The sequence below is a fragment of the Clostridium hydrogeniformans DSM 21757 genome (assembly GCF_000686705.1).
In the GTDB taxonomy this organism is placed as follows: domain Bacteria; phylum Bacillota; class Clostridia; order Clostridiales; family Clostridiaceae; genus Clostridium_Z; species Clostridium_Z hydrogeniformans.
In genome coordinates, this window is the sequence record NZ_JMLJ01000011.1 from 20,047 (window position 1) to 37,950 (window position 17,904).

15 protein-coding genes are annotated in these 17,904 nt (G+C 31.5%); 11 read left to right on the forward strand and 4 right to left on the reverse strand.

Annotation, left to right across the window (positions count from 1 at the left end; all coding sequences use genetic code 11):
- Window positions 1-79: 79 nt before the first annotated feature.
- Together BR69_RS0106560 and BR69_RS0106565 are read left to right on the forward strand one after the other, a co-directional pair.
- Window positions 80-1,774 carry an amylo-alpha-1,6-glucosidase gene (locus BR69_RS0106560; protein ID WP_027632475.1) on the forward strand — a complete coding sequence of 565 codons (1,695 nt, stop codon included), beginning with the start codon at window positions 80-82 and terminating at the stop codon, window positions 1,772-1,774.
- An 82-nt stretch (window positions 1,775-1,856) separates the two neighbouring features.
- Window positions 1,857-2,876, forward strand: a complete 1,020-nt coding sequence (locus tag BR69_RS0106565) for a LacI family DNA-binding transcriptional regulator (RefSeq protein WP_027632476.1) — start codon at window positions 1,857-1,859, stop codon at window positions 2,874-2,876.
- Window positions 2,877-2,878: 2 nt separating this feature from the next.
- Here the strand turns inward: BR69_RS0106565 and BR69_RS20085 are convergent, their stop codons facing one another.
- Together BR69_RS20085 and BR69_RS0106575 are read right to left on the reverse strand one after the other, a co-directional pair.
- Complete coding sequence (locus BR69_RS20085) at window positions 2,879-3,814, reverse strand: alpha/beta hydrolase (protein ID WP_051623522.1); 936 nt, start codon at window positions 3,812-3,814, stop codon at window positions 2,879-2,881.
- A gap of 298 nt (window positions 3,815-4,112) precedes the next feature.
- A complete protein-coding gene (locus tag BR69_RS0106575; protein WP_027632477.1) occupies window positions 4,113-4,523 on the reverse strand; it encodes an RrF2 family transcriptional regulator in 411 nt (136 codons plus the stop codon).
- Window positions 4,524-4,932: 409 nt separating this feature from the next.
- Here BR69_RS0106575 and BR69_RS0106580 point away from each other — a divergent pair, with 409 nt between their 5' ends.
- Window positions 4,933-5,208, forward strand: a complete 276-nt coding sequence (locus BR69_RS0106580; protein WP_027632478.1) for a hypothetical protein — start codon at window positions 4,933-4,935, stop codon at window positions 5,206-5,208.
- Window positions 5,209-5,241: 33 nt separating this feature from the next.
- On the opposite strand, the gene BR69_RS0106585 is transcribed toward BR69_RS0106580, so the two are convergent.
- Window positions 5,242-6,309 carry an HD-GYP domain-containing protein gene (locus BR69_RS0106585; RefSeq protein ID WP_027632479.1) on the reverse strand — a complete coding sequence of 356 codons (1,068 nt, stop codon included), beginning with the start codon at window positions 6,307-6,309 and terminating at the stop codon, window positions 5,242-5,244.
- A 215-nt stretch (window positions 6,310-6,524) separates the two neighbouring features.
- Window positions 6,525-8,426, reverse strand: a complete 1,902-nt coding sequence (locus BR69_RS0106590; protein ID WP_027632480.1) for a type I glutamate--ammonia ligase — start codon at window positions 8,424-8,426, stop codon at window positions 6,525-6,527.
- A 391-nt stretch (window positions 8,427-8,817) separates the two neighbouring features.
- Between BR69_RS0106590 and murI the strand changes: the two genes are divergently transcribed.
- The 8 genes from murI (at window position 8,818) to BR69_RS0106630 (ending at window position 17,794) form a co-directional block, all read left to right on the forward strand.
- Complete coding sequence (gene murI / locus BR69_RS0106595; protein ID WP_027632481.1) at window positions 8,818-9,591, forward strand: glutamate racemase; 774 nt, start codon at window positions 8,818-8,820, stop codon at window positions 9,589-9,591.
- Between the two features lie 400 nt (window positions 9,592-9,991).
- Complete coding sequence (locus tag BR69_RS0106600) at window positions 9,992-10,270, forward strand: STAS-like domain-containing protein (RefSeq protein WP_027632482.1); 279 nt, start codon at window positions 9,992-9,994, stop codon at window positions 10,268-10,270.
- A gap of 181 nt (window positions 10,271-10,451) precedes the next feature.
- Complete coding sequence (locus BR69_RS20090) at window positions 10,452-11,009, forward strand: nitroreductase family protein (protein ID WP_034849478.1); 558 nt, start codon at window positions 10,452-10,454, stop codon at window positions 11,007-11,009.
- 166 nt (window positions 11,010-11,175) lie between these two features.
- Window positions 11,176-11,691, forward strand: a complete 516-nt coding sequence (locus BR69_RS0106610) for a peptidylprolyl isomerase (RefSeq protein WP_027632483.1) — start codon at window positions 11,176-11,178, stop codon at window positions 11,689-11,691.
- 11 nt (window positions 11,692-11,702) lie between these two features.
- Window positions 11,703-12,065, forward strand: a complete 363-nt coding sequence (locus BR69_RS0106615; RefSeq protein WP_027632484.1) for a DUF3783 domain-containing protein — start codon at window positions 11,703-11,705, stop codon at window positions 12,063-12,065.
- A gap of 15 nt (window positions 12,066-12,080) precedes the next feature.
- Window positions 12,081-12,758, forward strand: a complete 678-nt coding sequence (locus BR69_RS0106620; RefSeq protein WP_027632485.1) for a S24 family peptidase — start codon at window positions 12,081-12,083, stop codon at window positions 12,756-12,758.
- 101 nt (window positions 12,759-12,859) lie between these two features.
- On the forward strand, window positions 12,860-16,396 hold the full coding sequence (locus BR69_RS20095) for a S8 family serine peptidase (RefSeq protein ID WP_034849480.1): 3,537 nt from the start codon (window positions 12,860-12,862) through the stop codon (window positions 16,394-16,396).
- Window positions 16,397-16,441: 45 nt separating this feature from the next.
- The gene (locus BR69_RS0106630; protein ID WP_027632594.1) at window positions 16,442-17,794 is read left to right on the forward strand and encodes a peptidoglycan-binding protein; all 1,353 of its coding nucleotides are present in this window, start codon (window positions 16,442-16,444) and stop codon (window positions 17,792-17,794) included.
- Window positions 17,795-17,904 lie beyond the last annotated feature (110 nt).

A 17,904-nucleotide genomic window follows, 5' to 3' on the forward strand; every position in this document is an offset into this window, starting at 1 on the left:
ATTTCCTCACCTTTAAAGTTAATAAGGGGAAAAACATTTAAGTTGTTAAGAAAAATTGTTTAGGATAGGAGATGATAATTTGGAGTTTAATATAAAGGATGTACCTTTTAGCAGAAGACGCTCATATTTTGCTATATCTTATTTATTAGAAGGAAGTAATTATGAAGAGGGATTATATATAAGAAATGTAAGAGGCGGAGATGATAGAATAAGCCACCTTCTTAAGATAGATATGGTTTATGAGGGTAAGGTTATCGATTATAGAATAATAGAAGAACCACATAAGTTAACCCTAGAAAGCCATTATGGTAGTATATACTTTTCCTTAGAAGATAACAATACCTTAAGATTAAAGGGAAGTGGTGTTACTTTAAGGTTAAAGGGACCAAAAGGATATTATGATAATATAGTTAACCTAGGAGATTATTATGAATTAAATGCTTATTCAGAAGGATTACGCTTAGGAATAGTACCACTAAAGGGAGTTATGAAGGTAAATGCTCCTTGGAAGATTATAAGATCAGAGTTTATATCTATAGATATAAGTGGGGAAAGCTTTGAAGCAGCTATAGAAGTGTATGATACTGTTAAGGAAGAAAGAGTAAGGTTTAAAGATTTTAGTAAGTGTGTGGAAGATAGTGAAGAGGATTTTAACAATTGGATTAATAAAACTTTAGAAGGGAAGAAGGAGTATGAAAAGGGAAGAATTCTTGCTTCTTATATAACTTGGAGTAGTGTGGTTCATAGCAGAGGGATGTTAGATTATGATGCTATGTATATGTCTAAAAACTGGATGAATAATATATGGAGCTGGGATAATTGTTTTAATGCCATGGCTCTTATAGATAATAATCCACAGATGGCACTAGAACAGCTACTAATATTTTTTAATAAACAAGATAAAAGTGGAATGATACCAGATTTTATAAATGATAAGTACTGTTATTATAATTCAACTAAACCTCCTATCCATGGTTGGGCAATAAGCTATATGATGAAAAGAAATCCGAAGTTTTTTTCTAATGAAGTAATAAGTAAGTTATATGAGCCATTAAAAAACTGGACTAATTGGTGGTTTAAGTATAGAGATAGTGATAATGATGGAGTGCCAGAATATACTCATGGAAATGACTCAGGCTGGGATAATAGTACAGCTTTTCATAATGGGGTACCCGTAGAGCTTCCAGATTTATCAGCTTTCTTAATTTTACAACTAGAGGTATTAATAGATTTTAGTGAAAGACTTAAAAGAGAAGAGGAAAGAGAAGAATTCCAAAATAAAATTAATAAGTTAGAAAGTAATATATTGGAACATTTCTGGAATGGAGAAAAATTTCAAGGCTGTATTAGTGGAAGTCATGAAAGTACTATAGGGGATAGCCTTATATTATATGTACCACTTATATTAGGAGAAAGGTTACCAAAGCACATTAGAGAAAAACTTATAGAAGGGTTAAAAGAGGAAGGGAGATTTTTAACTAAACATGGATTTCTAACAGAAGCTTTAAATAGCCAGTGGTATAAGGATGATGGATACTGGCTTGGACCTATATGGGCACCATCAACAATGATAATGGTAGAAGCTCTTAAAGCAGTAGGAGAAGAAGATCTTGCCATTAATGTGAGCAGAGCTTATTGTAATATGGCTCTTAAAAGTGGAATGGCAGAAAATTTTAATGGGAAAACTGGAGAAGGATTAAGAGATAAGGCATTCACATGGACATCTAGTGTGTTTTTAATATTAAATAATTATTTATGGATAAAAGGTAAATAATTCAGATAATTATGTGAACTTTGTTGATTAGTAATAGATAATTTGATATTATTAAAGGAAAACTAATATAATAGGTGATGAAATGGCTAGAACAATTAATGACGTGGCAAAAGAAGCAGGGGTATCCATTACTACAGTTTCAAGGGTACTTAACAATAATTACCCAGTGAAAAAGGAGACTAGAGAAAAGATAGAAAAAGCAATAGAAAAATTAAATTATAGACCTAATACTATGGCAAGAAGCTTAATAACAAAAAAGACAGGAGTTATTGGAGTTGTTGTACCAGGGCTTACAAATCTCTTCTTTCCAACTGTTGTAGAAGCCATAGAGGAATATATAGACAAAGAAGGCTATAGTATAATGCTTTGTCATAGTAAAGGAGATAGTAAAAGAGAATGTGAGATTATTGAAGGTTTGCTATCTAAAAGAGTAGATGGGATTATAGCCATAGATCCTTCCTATGAAAACTTAAAAAGCGGATATTTAGGTAAGGTTTGCGCTACAGTTCCAACTATACTTGTAAACGGTTCACCAGAGGGGTTTAAGGGGAACTTTGTTTCCTATGATGAAAAGGTGGGCACCTTAGAGGCCTTTGATTATTTATATGAATTAGGGCATAGGAAAATAGCTTTTATAAGAGGAGATAATAGTTTTTCTTATGACCTTAAGGAAAATGTTTACAAAGAGTTCCTAAAAGATAGAAATATAGATTATTTAGAAATAATTAAGGTTGGACAGGCTAATAGCTTAGGGGTAATAGATAAGTCTGGAGATATAATAAGGGATAAAATTAAGGAAAGTGAGCCTACAGCTATATTTTGTTGTAATGATTTAATAGCCCTGTCTACTATGAAGGTATGTAGTGACTTAAATTTAGAAATTCCTAGGGACATATCTATAATAGGGTTTGATAATACCCTAATATCAAATATAATGAGTCCTAAGCTTACTACTGTAGATCAAGGGATGGTAGAGTCAGGACAAAGGGCAGCTATGGAGCTTATGGATCTCTTTGATAAGGACATAAGGAGAAATAAAAAAATAATCATAGATACTAATTTAATAATAAGAGAAAGCACAGGAAAAGTAAGAAACACCTAATATTAATAGGTGTTTCTTATGTTATAGAGCATAAAATCTAAAGTGTTATTGGCAAGGCTTAATAAATCAAAGGTCTTAGCATTACTTAAGGCATGATTACCCCCTGATATAACATTTAACTGAAAGTCACAGCCTTTTGAGATCCCAGCTTTATAAAGAGCATTCCCTTGAGATAAGGGAACTACCTCATCCATTTCGCCATGAACTATTAATGTGTTAGGAGAAGAGGATGATACATAATTTATAGGACTTAACTTTTCAAGAGACTCTTTAGAATTTAAATCTGAAGCAAATGTGTTTAGAGCAGATTTAAATTCTTTATTATCAAGAGTAGTTAAATCTGTAGGTCCGCTGTAACTTACAACATATTTAATATTATAGTCAACATCCTTAAGCATCCTATAATTACTTGAGCTATTTTCATTATTATAGGCTGTTAAAAGTGCTAAATGAGCGCCAGAAGATACTCCAAGAACGCCTATATTCTCAGTATCAAAGCCAAACTCTTTATAATTTTTAGTAATCCACCTAGCAGCATCCGCGCAATCATCTATAGAATCTTTAATAGATGATGACTTATCAACTAATCTATAGTTTGCACTTACTACAGCGATACCTTCACTACGAAGAGTATTTACTATAGGTAAAAAGCTTTCAGGAATTTCCTTATCACCATATCTCCATTCTCCGCCATGGAAAAATAAAACTACGGGAGTTTTTTTATACCTTTGTTTAGTAGGGGTATATATATCAAGGTTTATATTCTTCCCATCAATCTCTTTATAACTTATATCCTTAAATTCTGTATTTAATATAACTTGTAAATCTTCTTCTGCATGCACCTGTTTCGACAATATTGGAGGTACATCTGGTGATATAAATAAGTAGCCTATAATTAATGCCATTGCTAAGGTTATGGATAAAAAGATTTGTTTCATAGATTCACCTCCTAGTATATAGAATTGATTATAGTACAATATTTTATACTAATGGTTAAGAAATAAAGACGGAATAACTTGTATAGGAGGGAAGAAACACATGTATTTCATTGGATAAGAATCCATATTAATTAAGTTTTAAGGTTAATTTATCAATCTTGCTAAAACAAGATAAGTTAATGAGATTTTTTAAAGAATATGGGAATAGTGAGTATGAAAAAATCATATTTATTTTATAAATGTTTTATGCTTAAACTATACTTGAAAAGTATAGTTTAAGCATAAAACAAAAGAGGTGCTAGTCCTCTTTCAATAAATCACCGAAATTTATAGATTCTAAATTATCAATTAAGTTTTGTTGAACTGACGCTAAGGCTTTATGTATCTTACAAAAATCTGTATTAGACTTATTGCAATTATCTTTATCGTTAAGGCAACGATTTACATATATAGGACCGTCTATTGCAACAACTACATCATATAAGGATACATGCTCAGGCCTTTTATTTAAGGCATATCCACCAGTAACACCCCTATAAGATTTAACTATTCCAGCTTGAGTTAATTTTCTTAAAAGCTTTAATAAAAATCTATGAGGTACGTTTTCATTTTCAGATATAACTTTAGCTTCAATTTTCTCTCCAAAACCTAGTTTAGATAAGTAAAGAATTACTCTTAGTGCATAATCTACCTCTTGAGTTATTTTCATATCTACTCTCCAATATAGTTATTTATACCTCTTCAATATACTACTAAAAAATGTTAATGTCAATGAAAAACCAGTAATATGTTGTGGTGAATTTAACAAGAAAGTTATATTAATAGTTTTTTTATAAATTATATATTAGGTAATAGAAAGATAGAAGGATATTTAGTTAATGCGATGTTTTTATTTAGTGTAAATTAAACTTAAGAAAGTAGAAGAAAGGACTTACAATTTTACTCATTTCCTAAGATAAAGTTATATTAAAGCATAGAGTTGGAAAATAAAAATATTATTGACATAAGAACGTATGTTCTATATAATTTAAATTGCAGATAAATTCTGCATTTAGTCATAAAATCAATAAGGTATTAATATAATGTAATGTACTATAAATAAGCAAGGGGAGATAAGAATGAATAAAAAAGATGGGTTGTTTGTAAAAATAAATTATAAGATGGATTCCTTAGGTAAGCAAAGAGCAATAGAGGGTATAAAAGGAAAGACTTCTGAGAACTTCACTAAATATCTTTACTGTGCTGGTACTTACAATAAAAATGGTGGTACTATGATTTTTAGAGTGGAGGACTTTGATGAGGCAAAATATATTATAGATAATAACCCTTTTTCTAAGATGGATACCTATAGCTATGAGATATTAAGTAAAAATAATATAAATTTATTAATGTAGAAAAAACCTTATGAAAATTTTCATAAGGTTTTTTTATATGGCAAAGACAGTCTTATCTATAACTAAGGATAGATTTTCTCTAAGATCTACTTCAGAACCTACCTTTGAAGGAATAGAACTTTTTAATATTTTTACATTAGGACGTAGTGGAAATTCATGAAAGTTTTCTTTAACTACACATATATCTCCTGTGTTTAGTTGCACTAGAGTTCCCTTAGGGTATGGGATTATAGTTTCATTAAAGAGTTTAACAAGTAAAAAATCAAAATGTGTTCCTGCATTTCCAAGAATAAATTCTAAAGCTTCATTAGGTGTTAGAGGCATTCGGTATGGTCTGGTAGATGTAAGGGCATCATATACATCTGCTATGGAAACAATTTTTGATAATATACTAATCTCCTCTTGGTTTTTTCCAAAAGGATATCCAGTTCCATCAACTTTTTCATGATGTTGAAGCACTATAAGCCTTGAACTAGTTGGTATATTATGAATATGTCTTAGGTAATGGTATCCAACTAAGGGATGTCGTTTCATAGCATCAAATTCGTCATCATTAAGAGTAGAAGATTTATTGAGAATATCATTAGGTATAAAAATTTTACCTATGTCATGGATAAGAGCTCCTAGGCATAAATCTCTTAAGTCACCCTTTGATAGTTCTAATTTTATACCTATTATTAATGAAAGCACAGATACATTTACGCAGTGCTCATATGTATATCCACTTAAGGTTTTTATATCAACAAGGCTTACTAAAAGGTCAGTATTAGAGGTTATGTCATCTATAAGCTCTTCCACTAATTTTAATATATCATCTATATTGTTATATATACTGTTATAACTATTGCATATGTTATTAAATGTACTTTTTACAAGACTAGTTGCTTTTTGTCTTAATTCAGGTTTTACTATGCTTTTAATTTCTGTTTCACTATATTCATCTATTATATATAAATAATTAATCCCTAAAAGTTTTATCCTTTTTAAAAGGTTACTTGTAAGCTTCACTCCTTCTTTTAAAAGGATACGGCCTTCATTATCAAAAATAGTTTTACCTAGAAAAACTTCGCTTTTAATACAATCAATAGGAACTATTCTCATGGTAGTTACCACCTCATAATATATGTATATTCTATATACTACCATAAACAAAAATTTTAAACAATTGAAATAAAATAAGGTAAATAAGAATGTTAGGTTCCTATTTACCTTATTTTTATATTAAGTCAAGTAGATTTAGATAGTAAAATAATTCTAGTAATTTGAAAAAATATAACAAATTTTTTCTTAAAGTTTAACTAATACAATATGCTAAATTAAATGTCTAGTAAATTTTTACTATAAGAAGAATATAACTTTCTTAATATGGACATCTTCTCATCTAATTCTAGTTGAAGGGCTGATACCTCATCATATTTTTTAGAAGATATAGCTTCTTTGATTTTGGTAAATAAGCTTTTATTAGTATAACTATCCTTCATTATAAGATGTCTTAATTCGTTTATAGCCATCCAATTAGAAACATCTAGATCCAATGCTCTTTCTGTAGAGTGAAGCATTTTAAATGAACGTATTTCATCCATATAGTTGTTTATAATTCTATTACTTATTTCAGTAACCCATCTTTCGGTAGCAGCAATCTGAAAACTGTTTATTAAGGCATCAGTAAATACATTGTTACCTTTTAAAACTTCAAGTTTTTTAGTTTGAGTTTTAAAGGCTATTAAATTTTCATATACTGTAGCAGGTGCCTTTCCAAACATAGAATTTCTTTCTTCGTCGTTATAGAATTCAAATACATCTTCCTCAGATCTATAAGCTCTTTCTGTTTCTAGATAATCAGATTTTTCATTAGGCTTTTTTGATAATTCTTTTAAAAGTTCATCATGGGTCTTTCCACTTTCTAAGGCATATTTAATTCCGTCACACATAGTCATATAAGTCACAGCAATAGCTATGTAAGTGTTAGTATAGGGATTAGGGCTTCTAAGTTCAAATCTTGTAGCTAGAGGGTTTTGAAGATCTCTTATTAAAGCTATAAGAATGGTTCTATTTCTAGAAGGAATATCTACACTTCTACCTAAGGAGGTTACAATACACACAGGAGCTTCAAATCCTGGTTGTAATCTTTTTAAGGAGTCATTGGTAGAAGATATAAATGGATTCATTATCTCATAATTTCTAAGAATACCCATCATAGCACCATAGCCTATGGTACTTAAGAAGTGTTTTTCTTTAGAAGAGAATAAATTCACTCTTTTACCATTCTTAAGTTTTAGGGAAATACCTACATGTATATGCTTACCGTTACCGGCCACCCCTTCTATAGGTTTAGCTAAGAAGGTGACTTCAAGGCCATTTTGTCTGAATACTTCCTTTATTAGGGTTCTAACAAGAAGTTCATTATCTCCACATTGCACAGGGTTTGAATATTTCCAGTCTACCTCTAACTGCTCCATTATATGAGTTAAGCTACCAGTTTCGGTTATTTTAGCTTTAACTCCTCCAACCTCTTTATGACCCATTTCAGGTTCTAATCCGTATTTTTCCATTAATAAAAGGGATTGTTCAAGGGCAGTTCTAACAGAACCTTTAGTTCTAGTCCAATACTGCTCATGAAGGGCTTGAGAAGTACTTAATTCTTCTATCTCAGCTTTATCATTAGGAGTTTTAACCCAAAATTCAAGTTCTGTGGCAGAGGTTATTACAACATCCTCAATATCATCTAAAGTTACATTAAACTGAGAAAGAGTTTCAGGGTGATCTTTGAAGAGAGTTAATAATGTTGAGTTAAAATGATCTATAGCTCTCTTTAATACGTGACGAGAGTCTACAGGTTTATTATCATGATATAAGAAACAAGGAATTCTTAAGGTACCAACAGGTTTATTTGTATCAGGGTCTAAATGTTCATAGTTATAGTCTATGAACCAATTAGCATCTAAGTCGGCTATCATATCTACTTTTGCGTTATTTAGAGTGGCAATTCCAGGGAGAGAAACAGAAGAACCATCAGTTTGTACTGCAGCTCCATTAAGAAAAGTATCAATGTCTTCTAAAAAGACCTTAGTAGGGATTTTCTCGTCAGTATCATTACCAGATAAATCCACTCCAACAAGGGAAACAAATTTTATTTCTGGATGATTAGTTAATAGTTCAATTAAAGATTCTTTAGAACGGTTTTCTTTTGTTATGAAATAAATTAAATCTTTTGTCATAATTGTAATCTTGCATTAGAAGATGCAAGATATACTTCACATCCTTTCCTACATAATATTGAGTAAAATTTGGGTAATTTAGTTCATTATTGGTATATACTAAAATCCGTTTAAACATAATAAAATATAGCAAAATTCTATTATAAACATAGGATTGTGTCAATAATTTTATAGAGAAAAGTATTGATTTAAAGAATAAAAATGAAACAATAAAAAGAAAACGTTTCAAATAATTGATATAGCATAACATAAACTTTATTAGGAGAAGGATAGATTTTTACAACTATATAGTTTTTTGATAGAATTAATAAGTAAAGATTTAATAAGGAATTAAACAACATAAGAACTTGAAACGTATTTTAATATGCTTATTATTAAGGAGTGAATAACAATGGAGCTTGAAAACTGCAATCCCATAGGTTTCTTTGATACGGGAGTAGGTGGACTTAGTGTATTAAGGGAAAGTATAAAATTAATGCCTAATGAAAATTATATATATTTTGGAGATTCTAAAAATGCTCCTTATGGTTCAAGACCTGTTGAGGAGGTTAAAGAATTAACTTTTAATGCCATAGACTTTTTATTACAGAAAGGTGCAAAGGCCATAGTACTTGCATGTAACACAGCTACAAGTGTCGTTGCCAAGGATTTAAGAGATAAGTATAAGGATATACCTATAATTGGAATTGAACCAGCACTAAAGCCAGCAGTGGAGATGAGAAGTAATGGTAGAGTAGTTATAATGGCAACCCGCGTAACACTATTTGAAGGAAAATTTAGCGATTTAATTAAAAAATATGATGATGAATCAGAGATAGTAAGGCTTCCATGTCCGGGACTTGTGGAGTTTATTGAAAAGGGAATATTAACTGGAGAAAAACTTAATAAGTTCTTAGTAGATAAGTTCAAGGAAATAGGACCAGAAAAAATAGGAACAATAGTATTAGGTTGTACCCACTATCCCTTTGTTAAGAATGAAATACAAAAGGTAGTTGGAGATCATGTTAATATAATAGATGGAAGCTTAGGTACCTCAAGGGAACTTCAAAGAAAGCTTGAGGAGTACAATATAGTAAACCCAAATAAGGATGAAGGATATGTTAAAATTTTCAACTCCCTAGAGAGTGATGAGATAGTTGAGTTAAGTCATAGATTAATTAAGTAGCATGTAGTTAATCTAAAAATATAACTGATAAGTACTTTTAGTGATGATAGTAAAGTTTAAAGCTATTAGTAGTAAAACTGTATATAAGGTTATAAGTAAGAATGATAAGTATATATGCTAAAAATTATTAGCATATATACTTATCATTTTATATATTACAATTAATTAAACTAAGAACATATGAAAGTGAGCAATAGAGAAAATCATAAGGGAAAATAGCTTTTTTATTTTAGGTTTATATAACTACATTGTAAAAGAAAGATGGAGAAGAAATAAGGATAAATAGTATAAAAATATAATTGTGAAATTGTTGACAAAGTATAAAGGGTTTGATATATTATAATTAAATAAAGAATTATTAGAAAATTAAGAATATATTTCTGGAGTGGGGGAAAAAAGTATGGAGGTTTTAGTTAAGAGTGTTATAGGAATTGATTTTGATAGTGAGGATGCCATTGTATTAAGGGAGTTTTTAAGAGATTTATTAAATGAAGAAACGAGAGATGAAGTTATTCTTGATTTTAGTGATATAGACAGAGTTCCAACTACATTTTTTTGTTCCTTATTAACGGATTTAATAAATACTAAAGGAAGAGACTATATAATTAACAAATTAGGTGTTAAAAATTTGTCAAATTCAAGAGACTATAGAAGAGTTTTATTGGGGACGGCTTTTTAGGAGATTATAATGGATTTATGTAGATGAAATACAAGTTTCTAGTATATAGAAACTTGTTTTTTTTATTTAAACCAATATAAAATTTTATAATGAAATATTCCATAGTTAAAGGGATTTATTTGAAGAGTGAAGAAATTAATGGAAATATAGTGTATATAAGGGATAATATATGGGGTGTATTATGGATGTAATTGAGTGTATGTATAAAAGAAGAAGCATAAGAAAATACTCTGATAAACATTTAGAAGATGAAATACTGTTAACACTAATAAAAGCTGCCACAGCAGCGCCTACTGCTTGTAATAGTAAGCCATGGGAATATATTATTGTCACTGATAAAGAAATAAAAAGTGAAATTAAGAAAAAGCTATATTTTGCACAATATGATGCTCCAGCTATGATTGTTGTTTGCGGAAATATGAAATTGGCTATGTCTGGACCAGTGAGGGATTATTGGATTCAGGATTGTAGTGCTGCTATAGAAAATATTTTACTGGCTGCTACTAGTATGGGATTAGGGTCCCTTTGTATTGGGTTACATCCTGTTGAGAGTTCAGCTAGACCATTGTATAAAATATTAGATTTACCTAATGAAGTAATTCCTTTAGGTGTTGTTTATTTAGGATATCCAGCAGAAGAAAAAGAGCCAAGGACTCAATTTGATGAAAAACATGTTTATTGGCAGAAATATGAATCAAGAAAGCATAGGGCAAGAAAAAAGAATTCCAAGTATTTATAAGAATAAAGTTAGGGTTATCAATGTAGCAATATATTAAAGAGATAAATTTAGTAGTTATAGAATAATATTCTAGGGAAATAATAGAAATATAACTTCCCACTAGAATAATTTCTTGAAAAATGTATAATTATTATAAAAGTATTAGTGTTTGAAAGGAGATACATATATGAATCCAATAGTTACAATAAAACTAAAAAATAACGAGGTTATAAAGGCAGAATTATATCCAGAGGTAGCACCAAATACAGTGAAAAACTTTATAAGCCTTATAAATAAAGGTTTCTATAATGGAAAAATATTTCACAGAGTAATACCTGGATTTATGATTCAAGGGGGGTGCCCAGAAGGATCAGGAATGGGTGGTCCAGGATATGGAATAAAAGGAGAATTTGCAGCAAATGGTTTTAAAAATGATTTAAAACATTCAAAAGGAGTTCTTTCAATGGCAAGATCTATGCACAAGGATTCTGCTGGTAGCCAATTCTTTATAATGGTTGAGGATGCTCCACACCTAGATGGTCAATATGCATCTTTTGGTAAGGTAATAGAAGGTATGGAACATGCTGATAGCATAGTTAATACAGAAAGAGACTTTAGAGATAGACCATTAGAAGATCAAGTTATGGAAGAAGTGGTAGTAGATACTTTTGGAGTAGAATACGAGGAGCCACAGAAATTATAGGAGAGTAAGTTATGATAGATGAGAAAATGTTATTAGTTTATGGCCTTGCTAATAAGGACATAAACGTATTAAAGACATTCAATAAGGATTATAGAGTTGTAAGTGAAGAGATGACAGGTACTAAGGTAGAGGATTTAATAAAGGGAGAAAATTTCAAAACAAGTGAAAATAAAATTCCTAGGGAAAAAATTATCTTAGTAAATGGTTATAGTGATAGAGAAGTAGATGCTCTATTTAAGATTGTTAGAGGTGCTATGGGAAAGAACGTAATAATAGCTGTAGTAACCGAAAACTCTAATGAATGGAGTTTTGATTACCTTGCACTTGAACATTTAATAAAAGAGAGAGATTGGTATAAGAAAAATAAGAAATAGAAAGGGAGAGCAAGGTTGAGTAGAGTTGGGGAGAAAATAAAAACTGCTAGAGAAAAAGGTAAAATGTCTCAAAAGCAGCTTGCTAAAAAACTTGGAGTTGCTGAGAGTTTTGTAAATGATGTAGAGCTTGGTAGAAAGATTGCAAATGAGCAGTTTATTCAAAAGGTATCTAAGGTTTTAGGAAAAGAAATGAACGATATAAGTATGTCCTTTGAAGAAGAAGTGCATACTGAAATACCTAAAAGTAGTATAAAATCTGCAGTGGATAAAAAGAAGGAAGCAGAAGCTAAGGAAGTATGGAACCATGCTTTCGGAGATGTACTTAAGAGTATACCAGTATATGATTACACCTTAAGTAAGGTAAAGGCTACTCGTGAGCTTCCTGTTCATTCTAATAAGATAGAAGGCTATTCACCAGATAAGGTATTTTTCCTGGAGATTCAAGATGATGATATGCTAGGGTATAGAATGCAAAAGGGAGATATAGCATTTTGCAATTCTATAAAGGAACTAGAGAACAATTCTATATGCATTGTGGAATACAATGGAAAAGTAGTTGTTAGATATATTAAAAAGCTTGATAACACCAAGGTTCTAATGTTTAGCAATAAGGGAGATATAAGAACCGAAACAGCATATATAAAGGAAATAAAACCTCTTGGAAGGTTATTAAAACTAGAAATAAAGTTATAATAAAGTCGCCATTTTATGTTAAGTATTTCTGTAATGGAAATTTTTACAACATAAGGTGGCGATTTTTTATTTTAAACATAAATATATAATGATAATAATTTTTGGAGCTGATTACTATAAAGGGTAATTCTTCTTTAAACTTACTTTTAAATTTACCTCTTGATTTAAGGGCAAAGTTAATATCTATAGTACAGAGTGAAAAATTCTTACCTGGAAAAGTGGAGCTTGTTGCCTTAGTTGGGGATAATGTTGATATTGTGGATAAGTCTGTGGAAAACCTAGGGGGAACCTTTGAAAATCTAGGTTTTGGCTTTGGGATAATTACATTCCCTGTGGAAAACTTAGATAATATAACAAAAGTTCAAGGGGTAAGCTATATAGAGCTTCCTCAAGTATTATTTACAACAGATCTTCAAAGTAATAAGGCATCATGTATAGAGCCACTTTGGGATTTATATGGTCTTACTGGAAAGGGCGTTTTAGTTGGAGGTATAGATTCTGGTATAGATTATATGCATCCTGCGTTTAGAGATATGGAAGGAAAAACAAGAATAGAGTATATATATGACTTATCAAAAGGAGGAGTAGTTTATTCAAAGAGGCAGATAGATGAGGCAATAGCCTCTACCAATCCATTGACTATAGTGGATTCAGTAGATACTAATGGACACGGAACTCATGTAACAAGTATTTCTTGTGCTGGTGGCAACATAAATAGGAATCTTTATGGAGTAGCATATGAAAGTAGTATAGCAATGGTAAAACTAACTCCAGAGGGACAAGCGAATTTTACTAAAAGTACATTAATTATGAGAGGGATAAAGTTTCTTGTAGATAAAAGTAATGAGATGAATGTGCCTCTAGTTATAAATCTTAGCTTTAGTACTAATGACGGAGCACATAATGGAAGTACATTACTTGAACAGTATATAAATACAGTGTGTAGCGTAGAAAATATAACCTTTGTAGTTGCTGCTGGTAATGAGGGGGATAGATCCCATCATGTTGGTGGAAACCTAAGACCAGAGCAAAATATATCATTAGCTATTGCTCCAGATGAACCAGGGATAATACTTCAGCTTTATAAAGGAATTCTTAGTAACATTAGTATAGAAGTTAAGAATCCTTCAGGAGAGAGCACAGGAAGGGTTAGGATAAATGAAGGATTTAAAGAGAATAGAGCGGGAAGAGATAGGGTTTTAATGTACTATAGTGGACCTAAACCCTTTGATTTAGAAGGAGAGATATCTATAGCATTATTAGCAGGGGATACAAATTATTTATTACCTGGTACATGGACAGTAAGCATATATTTAGAAAATGAAGATATTAGTAGGTTTGATATGTGGTTGCCTATAGCAGAAGGGCTTAGTATAGATACCAAGTTTTTAAAACCTAATATTTTTAACACTTTAGGAATACCAGCCACAGCTAAACAAGTAATATCTGTAGGTAGTTATAATCATGTAACAGGCAATATATCAGCATTTTCAGGTAGAGGGGGGGAGAGTAATATTGTTTTAAAACCTGACTTAGTAGCACCAGGGGAAAATATACAGGGAGCTATACCAGGAAGAAGATTTGACACAAAGACAGGAACTTCTATGGCAACACCTCAAGTATCAGGAGTGTGTGCACTATTTATGGAGTGGGGAATAGTTAAAAATAATGATCCCTTCTTATTTGGACAAAGATTAAAGTACTTTTTAATAAAGGGGGCAAAACGTAGTAGACCTTTATTAGTCTATCCAAACTTTACATGGGGATATGGAACATTATGTGCTCAATCATCATTTCAAGTTTTATTAAGTGAAAAAGCTATAAATCGTGATGATATGGACTTAAGAACTATGAGAGCATCTTGCAAAGAGTTATATTTAGATCCTAAGTATGAAAACTATATAGTGGAATATGATGGAGATATCGTTGGAGCATTAGACAGTATAGATTATGCTTGTGCTTTTATATTAGATGAAAATTATGCGGTGGTTACCGTTGAGAGGGGGAAGGAAAGAGAGCTTTTAAGAAGGGTTAAAGAAATAGTTTATTTTCAGCCTAAGACCCCATTTACATTAAATATCTCTCCTTTAGATGCGGCTAATATAAATAAGTTCAATACGAATCCATATCTAAATTTAACAGGAAGAGGAGTAATAATTGGAGTTTTAGATACTGGTATAGATTATTTAAGTGAGGAATTTATGTATGAAGATGATACCACAAAGATAATATCTATATGGGATCAAACTATAAATACAGGGGAACCTCCAGGGGGAATAATCTTTGGTACTGAATACTCAAGGGAGCAAATAAATAGAGCAATACAGGCAAAAAGATCAGGAGAAGATCCATATACCATAGTGCCTTCTAGGGATGAAATAGGACATGGTACAAGTATGTCCTGTATTATAGCTGGAAGAGGAAGAAATCCAGAAGTAAAGGGCGGAGCACCAGATGCAGAACTTGTAGTTATAAAGTTAAAGACTACAAATAATGTATTAAATACTCCAGTTCCAGTATATGAGGAAACTGATATTATAATAGGAATTAAGTATCTAGCTACTGTAGCAAGAAGGTTAAATAAGCCTATGGTAATATATGTTCCTTTAGGTAGCAACCTAGGATCTCATGATGGAAATAGTATAATTGAAAGATATATTGATGATGTATCAAGAACAAGGGGGGTAGTAGCAGTAACATCTACTGGTAATGAAGGGGACGCAGCAAATCACTCATCAGGAGTTATAGAAAACACAGGGGATTTCCAAATATTGGAGCTTAATGTTTCTAAGGAACAAAAGCAGTTAGTGTTAGAAATATGGGTTAGAAAGCCTGATAAAGTTTCTATAGGAATAATATCACCATCAGGAGAAGTTATAGAGAAAATACCCGCAAAACTTCAAGAGATAGAGGAAATAAAGTTTATATATGAGGGGACGAGAGTATTTGTAGAATACTATCTTCCAGAAGAACTTACAGGGGATGAACTTATATGGATAAGAATGGAGGACCTAAAAGAAGGTATATGGCAATTTAAACTTATAGGAGATTATATAGTCACAGGAAGATTTGACTCCTATATTTGGCAAAAAGGATTGCTTTTAGGGGATACTAGATTTTTAAATCCAACTCCTTACGGAACTTTAACTATACCATCCACAGGAAGATATATAATTTCTACTTCCCATTATGATCAAAATAATAACTCTATACTTCCAGTGGCAGGAAGAGGATTTACAAGAGATGATAGAATAAAGCCTGATATTACATCAGGGGGAATCGGAGCAAAGACTATATTACCTGGTGGGCAGATAACAACAGTAAGTGGAGGAAGTGTGGGTTCAGCAGTGCTTGCGTCAGCATGTGCCTTATTACTTCAATGGGGAATAGTAGATGGCAATGATCCAACATTATATGCTCCAAAACTTAAGACTTATTTAATAAGAGGAGCATCTAAAAGACCAGGAGATGTATATCCAAATAGAGAATGGGGATATGGAATGCTTAATTTAGAAGGGGTATTTGAAAGTGTAAGAAGTGTATTTAGTTGTATACATTGCCAAGAGCAACCAGTGTTTTTGCCTAAAAATGTTGAGGATATAAAAGACATGGTATTAGGCCGTAACCAAGAAGTGTAAGTTTTCATATTATATAGGGAATTAGTAATAAATAGGAGAAAAATTATGCCAGAAGGTTATTTAAGAGTACAGCTATTTCAAGGGAGTAGTGCAAGGCCTATTGATAATGCCAAGATAATAGTTACTCCTACTGGAGAAAGTGCCACAAGGCAAACTGAAATTGATTTAGTTACAGATTCATCAGGAGTTTCACAAATTATACCAATAGATGCGCCACCTTTTGAAAATTCACAAAATCCAACAGGGCAGATACCATATAGTTTTGTGGATTTAAGATTAGAAGCCAGAGGGTTTAATACAGCACTTATAAAGGGAGCACAGATATATCCAAATACAGTAGCTCTTCAAGAGTTTAACTTAAGACCTGATACAGGACTTACTAGGGTAGATGATCAAATTATACTAGTAGAACCCAATACCCTTATAGGAAATTTTCCACCTAAAATATATGAAGATCCAAATAAACCTCTTCCTAAGCCAACAGGGGGAGTAGTATTACCACAGCCGGTGGTTCCGGAGTTCGTAATAGTACATCAGGGAAGCCCTAATGATCCATCAGCACCTAATTACACAGTGCCTTTTACTGACTATATAAAGAATGTTGCATCCTGTGAAATATTTGCTACATGGCCAGAGAGCACAATTAGGGCTAATGTATACTGTATAATATCTTTTACATTAAATAGAATTTATACAGAATGGTATCCTTCAAAGGGGAAAAATTTTGATATAACAAGTTCTACAGCTTATGATCATGCATTTAATTATGGAAGAAATATATACGAGAATATAAGTAGAATAGTTGATGAGATTTTCTCTACTTACATGAAAAGACCAGGTAGAAAGCAACCTCTTCTTGCTCAATATTGTGATGGAATAAAGGTTAAATGTCCAGGATGGCTAACTCAATGGGGAAGCAAATATTTAGGAGATGAAGGAAAGGTACCTTTTGATATATTAACTAGTTTCTATGGAACTGACCTTACATTAACTAGAGCAGAAAAGGTGGAAGGAGTTCCAAGGTCATGGCCGGGCTATACATTAGTATTAGGTAGTAGGGGAGAGGCTGTTAGAACAGTACAAGAATATTTAAATAGAATATCTCAAAACTACCCAGCTATACCTAAGTCAGCAGTTGATGGTGTTTATGGAGTAAAGACCAAAGAAGCGGTTAGAAAGTTCCAACAAATTTTTGCATTACCAGCTACAGGAAATACAGATTATGCTACATGGTATAGAATATCAGCTATATATGTAGGTGTTACAGAGATAGCAGAACTTAGATCGATAGATAGTAGTAATTTTGTAGAGAGAAGCTTTGTTCCACCTGTTATTTATGATGGAGATGACTCTTTAGATGTACCTTCTGTTACCTATTGGGATGATAGCATAAGGTAAATGGGAGATTAATATCTATATATAGTTTTTTTATCTGAAAACTTACTTTATACAATAATTAATTTTGAAGTTTAAGTGACTTAAGATATGTATAGGTTAGGGATAAATAT